Annotated in this window: 10 protein-coding genes; 7 read left to right on the top strand and 3 right to left on the bottom strand. The window is 70.8% G+C overall.

All coding sequences use genetic code 11. The features are described 5' to 3' along the window. Window positions 1-669: 669 nt before the first annotated feature. A complete protein-coding gene (locus tag AB0J09_RS40120; RefSeq protein WP_360702981.1) occupies window positions 670-1,137 on the bottom strand; it encodes a hypothetical protein in 468 nt (155 codons plus the stop codon). A gap of 434 nt (window positions 1,138-1,571) precedes the next feature. Between AB0J09_RS40120 and AB0J09_RS40115 the strand changes: the two genes are divergently transcribed. The 7 genes from AB0J09_RS40115 (at window position 1,572) to AB0J09_RS40085 (ending at window position 8,106) form a co-directional block, all read left to right on the top strand. Then, window positions 1,572-2,747: a hypothetical protein gene (locus AB0J09_RS40115; protein ID WP_360702978.1), complete on the top strand. Its 1,176-nt coding sequence runs from the start codon at window positions 1,572-1,574 to the stop codon at window positions 2,745-2,747. Window positions 2,748-2,923: 176 nt separating this feature from the next. Further along, entirely contained in the window at window positions 2,924-3,664 is a 741-nt protein-coding gene (locus AB0J09_RS40110; RefSeq protein ID WP_360702976.1) for a response regulator transcription factor, read from the top strand. Continuing rightward, complete coding sequence (locus AB0J09_RS40105) at window positions 3,661-5,094, top strand: HAMP domain-containing sensor histidine kinase (RefSeq protein ID WP_360702974.1); 1,434 nt, start codon at window positions 3,661-3,663, stop codon at window positions 5,092-5,094. The genes AB0J09_RS40110 and AB0J09_RS40105 overlap by 4 nt, the downstream gene beginning before the upstream one ends. 236 nt (window positions 5,095-5,330) lie before the next feature. After that, on the top strand, window positions 5,331-5,897 hold the full coding sequence (locus tag AB0J09_RS40100) for an NAD(P)H-dependent oxidoreductase (RefSeq protein WP_360702973.1): 567 nt from the start codon (window positions 5,331-5,333) through the stop codon (window positions 5,895-5,897). A 10-nt stretch (window positions 5,898-5,907) separates the two neighbouring features. Beyond that, a complete protein-coding gene (locus tag AB0J09_RS40095) occupies window positions 5,908-6,873 on the top strand; it encodes an ATP-binding cassette domain-containing protein (protein WP_360702970.1) in 966 nt (321 codons plus the stop codon). Next, window positions 6,870-7,706: an ABC transporter permease gene (locus tag AB0J09_RS40090; RefSeq protein WP_360702968.1), complete on the top strand. Its 837-nt coding sequence runs from the start codon at window positions 6,870-6,872 to the stop codon at window positions 7,704-7,706. The genes AB0J09_RS40095 and AB0J09_RS40090 overlap by 4 nt, the downstream gene beginning before the upstream one ends. Window positions 7,707-7,929: 223 nt before the next feature. Next, complete coding sequence (locus AB0J09_RS40085) at window positions 7,930-8,106, top strand: hypothetical protein (RefSeq protein ID WP_360702965.1); 177 nt, start codon at window positions 7,930-7,932, stop codon at window positions 8,104-8,106. Between the two features lie 67 nt (window positions 8,107-8,173). Here AB0J09_RS40085 and AB0J09_RS40080 read toward each other — a convergent pair whose 3' ends face one another. Next, on the bottom strand, window positions 8,174-11,299 hold the full coding sequence (locus tag AB0J09_RS40080; protein ID WP_360702963.1) for an AAA family ATPase: 3,126 nt from the start codon (window positions 11,297-11,299) through the stop codon (window positions 8,174-8,176). A gap of 45 nt (window positions 11,300-11,344) precedes the next feature. Beyond that, window positions 11,345-11,566 (bottom strand): cytochrome P450 (locus tag AB0J09_RS40075; protein ID WP_360702961.1); only part of this gene is annotated, 222 nt, incomplete at its 5' end.

Below are 11,566 nucleotides of genomic sequence, written 5' to 3'. Positions count from 1 at the left end.
CCTTGGTGAGCACGTGCCCGACCAGGCCGGTCGCGGAGGTCAGGGCGATGGAGCCCTCGGTGGCGACCTTGTGGGCCGAGCCGGCGGCGCCAGCGGCGGACATCAGCGAGACGGCGCCCCACGCGGCGGTCCGCAGGGTGAGCTTGTCCTGGTCGGTAAGGGTGATGGACATGGTGGTGTGCTCCTTTAGATCTGTTACGAACTTCAATTGAACGGACGCACCCGGCCTTGAGGCCGCAATCGCTGAACCGTTCATGGCATCCACCATCGCCGACCGCCCTGATACCGGGCCGTTGCCGTCCTGACGCGACCGCTGACACGGCAGCGACACGACCAAGTCGGCCAGTCGGGAGCCAGCCCGTGATCGGGGAAATCCACTCCGTCCACCACCCCTGCCAGCGGCTCGGGTGGGGCGACGAGCGGCGCGTTCTGGCTGTCCCGGGGGGCCGCTGTTAGCGCGGAGTCTGCGCCGTATCAGCGGCCCTTGGCATCGTCTAGCCCGTCGAACGATGAGGAGAACTTCGGCAGCTACGCGCCCACACTCGTGGGGGTGATGGCTTGCGCGGGTACGAGCCCAACGCCTCGCCCCAACCGATCAACGCGCCCGGGTGGGCTCCAGGAGGCCCACCCGGTAACGGCGTAAGGGGCGGCTTGCCCCTGGTCCACCTACTACTTCGACTCGTGGTGGCGGTGGTCGTCGCGCTGCGGCTTCCGGCCGCCGACGACCTCGAACGTGGCGGTGGCGACCTTGTTGCCGACCTTCACGGTCACCGTCTCGGTGCCCGGCTTGGCCTTGGACGGCACGGTCAGGGTCTTGGTGGCGCGGCCGGCGGAAAGCGAGACGCGGTAGTTCTTGCCCTCAGGGCTGGTCACAATGGCCGTGCCCGAGGGCAGGCCCTTGGCGGCGATCGTCACGTCGTACGAGGCGCCGGCACGCACGTGGTCCGAGTCAACGGAGACCTTGAGCGAGGCCGCACGAGCGTCATCGCGACCCTTGAACAGCTGGTCCTGGGGCACGGTGGGGCTCGGGTGCGCCGGCTGCGGGGCCTTGGCGGTCGCCGCGGGCTGCGGCCTGGCGTCAGCGAGGGCGGCGCCCGACAGCGGCAGGGCGAGCACGGCCGCGCTGGCGAGGGTCACGACGAAAGGCTTGGCAAAACGCATGAGTTAGGAATCCGATCCGGGACGACCTGGCCGAACTTCTGAATTCAGCCCCGAAGGTCATCCCCACGCCGAACACCCTGCCGACCCAACCTGAGAAACGCCTTTGATCAACTTATGTATTGGATAAGCGCAGGTAGCAGGCCCCACCTTGGGCCAGTGATCTGCAACACATAGTTTCTCTTATGCGATTTTCAGGTTCTTATCGGATTCGCTCTCAGGATCGGCGACCGCCTCGGATAATGGGCGCGCGAAGGCGATCTTCGCTGGATCACGGCGCGATCACGGAAGGCTGTGTGCCAGCTAAATCCGGACAAAAGCGGATATAGGGGTCGGGCCAAGAGGGATACCTTCCTGCCTCACAGACGCACCGAACGCTCATGGCGTTCCCGCGACGAGCAAGGAGTACCCCCTTGAAGATCAAGCGCACCCTCGTCCCTCTCGGCGGCGGGCTGGCCGCCACGGCGCTGCTGGGCGCCTCGCTGGCCGCCGCCGCGCAGGCGGCCCCGCACGTGAAGCCGACCGAGAGCGTCGGCATCACCAGCGCCAAGGGCATCGCCGCCTACTGGCTGGAGAACAACGGCGCCGCGCTGAAGGCCGCCACCTACGTCGAGGAGGACACCACCGACGTCGACAAGCTCACCACCACGGGCACCCCGTCCACCGACACCAAGGCGGGCTCGGTCGCCCCGACCGGCACCACCACGACCACCACCAAGACAAAGAACGTCAACCTGCCCAAGACCATCGGCAAGGTCTTCTTCGTCGACTCGGCGGGCAAGCAGCGCTGGTGCTCCGCCTCGTCCATCCAGGGCAAGTACGCCAACCTGGTCGCCACGGCCGGCCACTGCGTGTACGACACCTCCAACGACGAGCAGCTCATGGACAACTGGGTCTTCGTGCCCGGCTACTACCAGGGCAAGGCCCCCTGGGGCGTCTACGTCGGCAAGCAGGCGTTCGTGCACTACGACTACAGCGTGTACGAGGACTACGACCGCGACTACGCGTTCGTCTCGGTCTACAACGGTGTGACGATCAAGGACTCGACCGTCACCAAGTCCGAGTACGACACCGACCGGGGCAAGCCGGGCACCGACACGACGAAGGCGGACCACGGCTACTACGACCGGTCGTCGAACACGTACCACGTGATCGACGCCTCGGACGCGGGTCGTCTGGGCGACAACGTCGGCGGCCAGGGCATCTCCTGGAACCAGCCGCTGAAGAAGGCGCACTACGTCTTCGGCTACCCGCAGGCCGCGCAGCCCGACGGCAACAAGCCGTTCACGGGCGTCACGCCGAAGTGGTGCTACGGCACGACCACCGCCAAGACCGTGGGCTCGGCCGCGAAGAAGATCGAGGAGCACGTGGGCCTGAAGTGCTCCATGACCGCCGGCGCCGACGGCGGGCCGTGGCTGCTGAAGTACAGCAGCGCCAAGCGGCTCGGCTATCTCAACGGCGTGACCAGCGCCTTCTACGACCAGGACGAGAACGACCGGGTGGACTACATCAGCTCGCCGTACTTCGACGGCGAGACCTACAGCGTCTACGCCGCCGCGGCCAACGTCTGGTCCGGGAAGCTTTTCTGACCGAAAAGGGGGTAGCAGCTCTGCGTAGCTCTGATTGCGCTTTAAAGGGATAGGAAGGGTCCGGCACGCCGCCGGGCCCTTCCGCGCGTCGCGCGGGAGCCGGCTCTCCGCAGCTCACAGGCGATTCACAAGCAGGAATCATCAAACCTTCATCAAGGCACGTCATCGTCACGAATATGCACACGACCAGCCCGAACTCCACGTCCGAGCCCGTGCGCCGCCTCGACGGCAGCTCGATCAACATCCTCGTCGTGGATGACGAGCCCCCGCTGACCGAGCTCCTTTCCATGGTCATGCGCCAGGAGTCCTGGGACGTCCGCAGCGCGCACAACGACTCCGAGGCCATCCGCGCGGCCCGCGGGTTCCGTCCCGACGCGATCGTCCTGGACGTGATGCTGCCCGACATGGACGGCATCGAGCTCCTGCCGAGGCTGCGCGCGGTGCTGCCGGGCGTGCCGATCCTGTTCCTGACGGCCCTCGACTCGCTCCAGGACCGGCTCGTCGGCCTGCGGGCGGGTGCCGACGACTACGTCACGAAGCCGTTCAGCCTGGAGGAGGTCGTCATCAGGCTGCGGGGCCTGCTGCGCCGCTCGGGCGCGACGCAGGCGCGGGCCGACGCCGGGCTCGTGGTCGGGGACCTCACGCTGGACCAGGAGACCCACCAGGTACGGCGGGCCGGCAAGGAGATCAGGCTCACGCCCACGGAGTTCGAGCTGCTCCGGTTCCTCATGCACAACCCGGGCCGGGTGCTGAGCAAGGGGCAGATACTCGACCGGGTGTGGGCGTACGACTTCGGCGGCCAGAGCAACGTCGTCGAGCTGTACATCTCGTACCTCCGGCGCAAGATCGACGCGCATCGCGAGCCGATGATCCACACCGTGCGCGGCGTCGGCTACACGATCAGACCCACCGTATGACCGTGTCGCTGGAGACCAAGCTGGTGGTCTCCTCGATCGCGCTGCTGGCCGCCGTCTCCGCCGTCATCGCCACGGCGACGACGCTGCTGTTCCACGACTTCCTCATCGACCGGCTCGACAGCCAGGTCACCTCGGCCGCCCACCGCTCGACCAGCGCGGCGGCCCAGCCAGGCGACACGCCGGGCAGCACGCCGCCGCAGGCGCGGGAGGTGTCGTTCCTGCTGTCTCCCGGTCAAGCAGAGGGCACGTTCGGCGCGCGGATCCGCGAGGGCGTGGTGCGGCGCGCCGCGGTGCTGACCGGCATCGCCACCGTAAGCGAGGTGGCCGCGCCGCCGTCGCTCGCCACCGTCACCCGCGAGCCGGTCACGGTCGGCCTGGGCCCGCTGGGCGACTACCGGATGGCCGCCGCCCGGACGCCCGACGGCGACCTGCTGGTCACCGGGCTGCCGCTGGCCGGCGTCACCTCCATGCTGACCAGGCTCGTCATAGTGGAGGCCGCGGTGACGCTGGCCGGCGTCGCGCTGATGGCCGCCGCCTGTACCGTGCTCGTACGCCGTGCCGTACGCCCGCTCGGGCGCCTCGCCGCCACCGCCGCCAGGGTGTCGGAGCTGCCGCTGGCCAACGGGCACGCCGTACGCCTCGCCCGCGTGCCCGAGGCCGACACCGACCCGCGCACCGAGGTCGGGCAGGTGGGCGGCGCGCTGAACCGCATGCTGGGGCACGTCGAAACCGCCTTCGCCGTACGACACGAGAGCGAGACGAGGCTGCGGCGGTTCATCGCGGACGCCAGCCACGAGCTGCGCACGCCGCTGGCCTCCATCGTCGGGTACGCCGAGCTGACCAGGCGAGGCGGCGAGCGGCACGGACCGCAGACGACGCACGCGCTCGGACGCATCCGCTCCGAGGCGGGCCGGATGACGACATTGGTCGAGGACCTGCTGCTGCTGGCCAGGCTGGACGCGGGCCGGCCGCTGGATCTGGTTGAGCTGGACCTCTCGCCGCTCGTGGTCAACGCGGTCAGCGACGCCTACGCGGCCGCTCCCCGGCACCGTTGGCTGATCAACCTGCCCGACCAGCCCGCCGTGGTCCTGGGCGACGCCGACCGCCTGCACCAGGTGATGAGCAACCTGCTCGCGAACGCCCGTACCCACACCCCGCCCGGCACCACGGTCACCGCGACGATCCGGCTCGGGGAGCGGGTGTGCGTGGAGGTCGCCGACGACGGGCCGGGGATTCCCGCGCACGTGCTGCCGCAGGTGTTCGGCAGGTTCGCGCGGGGCGACGGGTCGCGCTCCCGGCTGGCTGGAGGGAGCGGGCTGGGGCTGGCCATCGTGTCGGCGGTCACGGCGGCACACGGTGGACGGGTGGACGTACGCAGCGTGCCGGGCGACACGGTCTTCACCCTCGACCTCCCCCAAGTCGTTCGGTGACTCGGCCCCTCCCACGCCTCCTCCAAGGGACATCAACCCGGTCGGCGGGACCGTCTCGCCGCAGTTGAGCGCATCGCCGCCGTGAGCTGAGGTCCTTCGGGGAAGGAGAAAAGGGACGCGGGCGCGTGGGTGGCGGCCGAAAGGGACAGCAGCCACAGTCGGCGGGATCGTTGCTAGATCCGATCTAGCGGCCCTTCTAGCGCCTAAGAGGTGACGGCGCAGGAAGGGGGCAAACCATGGGTCCGTTGCGGGTGGCGGTGATCATCGGCAGCACCCGGGTCGGCCGCGTCGGCGACAAGGTCGGCGCGTGGTTCGCCGAGCGGGCGCGCCGCCGCCGCGACCTGGGGGTCGAGGTGCTCGACCTGGCCGGGTACGCCTTCCCCAGGTGCTACCCGGAGGAGGCGACGCCGGACATGTGCGGCTTCGCCGGGTCCGTCGGCAGGGCGGAGGCGTTCGTCGTGGTCACCCCCGAGTACAACCGCAGCTTCCCCGCCTCGCTCAAGCAGGCGATCGACTTCGCCTACGACGAGTGGCAGGCCAAGCCCATCGGGTTCGTGGCGTACGGGTCGGGATCGGCCGGCATGTACGCGGTCGAGCAGCTCCGTACCGTCTTCTGCGCCCTGCACTCCGTGACCATGCGCGACTGGGTCGGGCTCGACCTGCTCGGCGAGGACGTCGACGAGCGCGGACGGCCGCGCGACACCGACGACCGCCTGCGGACCGTCGGGGCCATGCTCGACCAGCTCACCTGGTGGGGCCAGGCGCTGCGCGCCGCCCGGCACGCGCAGCCGTACGTCTCATGAAAGGACCGCAATGCCAGATCCAGCGATACAGACCTCCGGCCTGGTCAAGGTCTTCGGCGACACTCGCGCCGTGGACGGCCTCGACCTCGCCGTCCCGGCCGGCGCCGTGTACGGCGTGCTCGGCCCCAACGGCGCGGGCAAGACCACCGCCGTACGGATGCTGGCCACGCTGCTGCGACCGGACGGCGGCGAGGCGACCGTGTTCGGGCACGACGTGGTGCGCGAGGCGGACGCCGTACGCAGCCGGGTCAGCCTGACCGGCCAGTACGCCTCCGTGGACGAGGAGATGACCGGCGCCGAGAACCTGATCCTGCTCGGCCGTCTCCTCGGCCACCGCAAGCCGGCCGCGAAGGAACGGGCGGCGGAGCTGCTGGAGGCGTTCGGGCTGACGGAGGCCGCGGGGCGGCAGGTCAAGACGTATTCAGGCGGGATGCGCCGGCGGATCGACATCGCGGCCAGCATCCTCAACACGCCCGACCTGCTCTTCCTCGACGAGCCCACGACCGGTCTCGACCCGCGCAGCCGCAACCAGGTCTGGGACATCGTGCGCGTCGTCGTGGCCCACGGCACGACGGTGCTGTTGACCACGCAGTACCTGGAGGAGGCCGACCGGCTGGCGAGCCGCATCGCGGTCATCGACCACGGCAGGGTCATCGCCGAGGGCACCCCAGGTGAGCTGAAGTCGTCGATCGGGTCCGGCTCCGTCCACGTACGGCTGCGCGACCCGGCCACCCGCGGCGAAGCCGAGCGTCTGCTCGCCGAGACGCTGGACGCGCCCGTCTACCTGGAGGCGGACCCGGTGGCGCTCACGGCCCGCATCACCGGTGACGGCGGGGAGGCGGCGCAGGCCGCCCGCGCCCTCGGGCGACTGGCCGAGGCCGGCATCGTCGTCGACGACTTCTCACTCGGCCAGCCAAGCCTGGACGAGGTCTTCCTGGCACTGACCGACCGCCCCGCGACCGAGGAGGCAGCATGAGCACCACCACCGAGACCACGTACGCGCCCGCGGCCGAGATGCTCGGCACGGTGCTCGCTCCTGGGGTCAAGCCGCCGCGGCCCAGCGCCTGGTCGGCGTCGGTCACCTTCGGCTGGCGGGCCATGTTGAAGATCAAGCATGTGCCGGAGCAGCTGTTCGACGTGACGGCGTTCCCGCTGATGATGACGCTGATGTTCACGTACCTGTTCGGGGGCGCGCTGGCCGGGTCGCCGACCGAGTACCTGCAGTTCCTGCTGCCGGGCATCATGGTGACCAGCGTCGTGATGATCACGATGTACACCGGCGTGGAGGTCAACAAGGACATCGAGAAAGGCGTCTTCGACCGCTTCCGTACCCTGCCCATCTGGCGCCCTTCGACCATGGTCGGCTACCTTCTCGGCGACGTCCTGCGGTACACGCTGGCCTCGACGGTCATCCTGCTGGTCGGTCTGGTGCTGGGCTTCCGGCCGCAGGGCGGGGTGGCCGGTGTGCTGGGCGGGATCGTGGTGCTGCTGGCGTTCTCGTTCGCGTTCTCGTGGATCTGGACGATGTTCGGGCTGCTGATGCGGAGCGAGAAGTCGGTGATGGGGGTCAGCATGCTGGTGCTGTTCCCGTTGACCTTCCTGAGCAACGTCTATGTGGAGCCCTCGACCATGCCGGGGTGGCTGCAGGTGTTCGTGAACGCGAACCCGATCACGCACCTGGTGTCCTCCGTGCGGTCGCTGATGGCGGGCGCGCCTGACGGCGCGGAGCTCATGTGGGTGCTGGTTTCGGCGCTGCTGCTCATCGCCGTGTTCGGCACCCTCACCATGCGCCTGTACAACAGGAAGTAGCGGCACCACTTAACTACCGAGCCACGCAGGGGTTATGCAGGTCAGCGGGCCACCACAGCATCGTGGCCCCCTCCCGTGGAACCCCGAGGAGATAGGGGCGTGGCCTCCTTGCGGCCCTTACGCGGCGCCTGTGCACCGATACGTGTGGCATACGTCGTCGAGCTCGACCCTGTGGCCGAGCAGCAGCGCGACGCCCTGCCGGTCGCCGCCGTCGTTTCCCTTCATGGAGCTGCTCGCCATGCTCGGGGTCGCCCCGTGGAGCGGAGAACCGCTCCGGCGGGACAGCCCGAAGGCGAATCTGCTCACTCACCCCTTCGGCGACAACCGCGGGTTGGCCACGTACGTGGTCATGGAGGAGCGCCGTCTGGTGTACGTCGTCCGCATCGCTTGGGTCGGATGACCGGGACCGCAGGTCAGAGACGCCGTGTCGGTACAACCGGAAGTGAGACGTCACCTGGCGCCCCTGCTCAGAGGCGCCAGGTGATGGGCCGGTCCGGCTGGTAGCGGCAGGTGGAGCCGGTCGAGACGGCGGCGCGGAGGTGGGCGGCCAGCTCGGGATGGGCGCGGTCGAGCTTGCGCAGCACGTCGCGGATCCTGGCGGTGACGGTCTTGCGGGCGCGCTCCGCCTCGTCGCCCAGGCGGCGCGTCCGCCCGCCGAGCCCCGCCGCGGCCCGCAGCTCCTCCAGCAACGCCGCCCGCTCCCGGTCGAACTCGGCCGCCCGCAGATCGTCCCCCAGCTCCGCGGCCCGGTCGATCTCGTCGTCGAGCAGAACCAGGCGGTGCCGGTAGCGGCTCTTGGCCTCCTCGTCGAGCACGTCGTCACCGCCCATCCGCCGGGCCGCGACCACGACCTCGCCGCCTGCGGGGTCGAGCAGGAGCACGGCGGGCACGTCGTCACCGGGACGGCTCAGCAGCGTGTGGAGGTCGCGCAGGCCCTTGGCGTCGGGCATGTGCGCGGTCCGGCCCGCGAACGCCAGCGACCAGACCTCAGCGTCCCTCCTGAACTCCGCGCCACCGGTCAAGGAGCCGTCCGGCCGGGGCGCGACCGGCTCGGGCCGCGCCGGGCGTACGGACTCCAGGAGGTGGCGCATGCCCAGCTCGCCCGCCTCCCTGCGCACCCCGGCGAGCAGCCCCTCCGCCGCCTCGGCGTCACCGGGCCCGCCGCGGGAGAGCAGCGTCTCGGCCAGGCGCGCGCGGGCGGTCACCGACCACGGCCGCGCCCGCATCCGGTCGGCGGAGCGGTAGGCGGCCGTGAACCCCTCGACGGCCTGCGCCCAGCGCCCCTCAGCGGCGTCCAGCAGGGCGAGCCAGAGATCGTAAGGTCCGCTGATGTCCCAGCCGAACAGCGACACCACCCACCGCCCCCGATGCGGCGCCAGCGCGGCGCGGGCCCTCGCGCACAGCTCCGGGTCCTGGGTGGCCGCCGCCACCTCCGCCTGGAACCGCAGCCACAGCGGCTGCGTCATGGGCTCGCGCGGCTCCCCGCCGGCGAAGTGGCGCAACGCGGTGTCGACGTCGCCGATCTGCAGGGCCGTGAGCGCCTCCAGCACCGGCACGCACGGATGGCCGGTGCCTCTGAGCTCGCGGGCCAGCTCTTCCGCCGCCTCGACCCTGCCCTGTAGCGACATCAGGGCCCACCGGTGATGGATGATCATGAACACGAAATGATCGTGCAGCGGGTCCACGTGGATCCCCGACAGCGCCGACTCCGCCTCGGCGAAGCGGCCGGTGAAGGCCGCCACGATGCTCGCATCGACGGAAGTGGACAGGTCGAGGTGGGGCCGGCCACTGCGCCTGCCCCTGGCGGCGTAGTCGTCGAAGGCCTCGAGGTAGCGGGGGTCGCCCTGCTCGATCATGGCGACCCAGCGCAGCGCGGCGGCGAAGTGGCCCAGCTCCCAGTCGGACGTCCGCCTGGCCACCTCGATCATTTCGCCGGTCAGCGCCACTCGCTCCTCCGCCGTGCCCGGCCCCCAGATGATGTCGTGGTGCGTCCAGAGGCTGAACGCCAGCGCGTCGTCATCGCCTCCCCGCCTGGCCAGCTGGGCGAGGTGGAGAACGAGCTCGAGCGCCAGCCGCTCATCGGGCGCCGAGCCGCCGATCAGCCTGCCGTGGGCCTCTCTCAATCGATCGAGGGCCTCGTCGAGACCGTAGTGGGAGTGTAACGTCAGCGCCACACGGGCCGGCAGCTCGGGGTCGTCGAGCTCGCGGGCGATGGCGGCGGCCTGCTCGAACGCCTCCCTCGCCTCGTCCTGCTCCCCGAGGTGGTGCAGCTCCCTGCCCAGATCGAGAGCGATCACGGCGTGCCTGCGCCGGTCGACGCCGGCGCTCAGTTCGTACGCCCTGCGCATATGGCCCAGCTGCTCCTCCCCCGCCAGCCGACCCTTCGCGTCGCGGGCCGCCGCCAGCAGGAGGTCGATCACCCGATCAGGGGCCAGGCGGTCGCGGGCGAGGTGGGCGTGCCCGGCCAGGTCGCCCGGCAGGACCTTGCCCGCCAGCCCGGGCGAGCGGTCGAGGGCGCGGACGATCGCACCGTGCAGCTCGCGCGGGTCGTTCAGCGACTCGTAGAGGGTCTCGCGCACCAGATCGTGGGCGAACGCGAACACGCCGCCGCCCTTGGCCACCACGAGCTTGGCCACCACGGCCACGTCCAGCAGCCGGTCGACGTGCGCGACGGGCGCCGCGACGCTCGCGGCGAGCACCTGCCGGTGGAACTCCCGCCCGAGCACCGCCGCGGCGGGCAGCATCTCGGACACCTGCCGCGGCAGCAGGGACAGGCGGCGCAGCAGCGCGTCGCGCACGCCGGGCGCGACGGCGCTGGCCGAGCCGCCGCTGCGCCACAGCCTGGCGGTCTGCTCGACGAAGAACGGGTTTCCGCCCGTGCGCAGATGGACCTCCGCGACCAGCTCGGGCGGCGGCTCCTGGCCGGCCGTGCGGGCCATGAGCGCGCCGACCTCCACCTGGTCGAGCCCGGTGAGCGTGATGGTGGTGGCCCGCGCGACGAGCGGCGACAGCAGGTCGCGCAGCGGGTGGTCGATCGGCTCGACCTCGGCGTCGCGATAGGTGCCGATCAGCAGCAGCCGCTCGAACCAGGTCTGCTGCGCCGCGAACTCCAGCAGCCGGAGCGAGGCCGGGTCGGCCACGTGGAGGTCGTCGATGACGACCACCACCGGTCGCCGCTGCGACAGCGAGACCAGGGCTGAGGTGACCGCGTCGTAGAGCTGGAAGGCGTCGGTGGCCGCCGCGCGGCTCCGGCCCTCGCCGAGCAGGGCGGCCAGGCTGTCGCCCGCCGCCGCCTCCACCGCGGCCCACTCCTGCGGCTCAGCGGCACGCCGCAGGGCCCGGATGACCTGGACCCACGGCCAGAAACCAGGGGCGCTGCCGGAATCCCAGCACGCGCCCCCGACCACCAGCGCACCCTGCCGCCTGGCCTCACCTGCCGCGCTCGTGACCAGCGTGGTCTTGCCGATGCCCGCCTCGCCGGTGACCAGCACCAGGCCGCCGTGGCTGCCGATCACCCTGGCGATCTCGGCACGCATCAGCGCGGCGGGGTGCTCCCTGCCGATCAGCTCGTGTGCCGCGACGTCGATAGGCATGACGCTTGCACGCTAGCCGCCTGGGCCGACAATTTTCCACGGCGGCTACCAGGCCACCTCCAGGGAGCTCAGGCCGTACACGATGTGGGAGGAGCGGAAGTCCGCGGCGCCTGCCTCGCGCAGCCCCGGGAAGCGCTGGAGCAGCGCGGGGAAAGCGATGCGCAGCTCCATGCGGGCCAGCGGGGCGCCCAGGCAGTGGTGGATGCCGTGGCCGAAGGCGACGTGGCCGGGGGCGCCGCGGGAGATGTCGAACGTGTCCGCGTCGGG

It is taken from the genome of Nonomuraea sp. NPDC049784, from assembly GCF_040659615.1.
GTDB lineage: Bacteria > Actinomycetota > Actinomycetes > Streptosporangiales > Streptosporangiaceae > Nonomuraea.
Note: the sequence above shows the minus strand (reverse complement) of the source record. Positions and strands in the feature narration are given on the sequence as shown.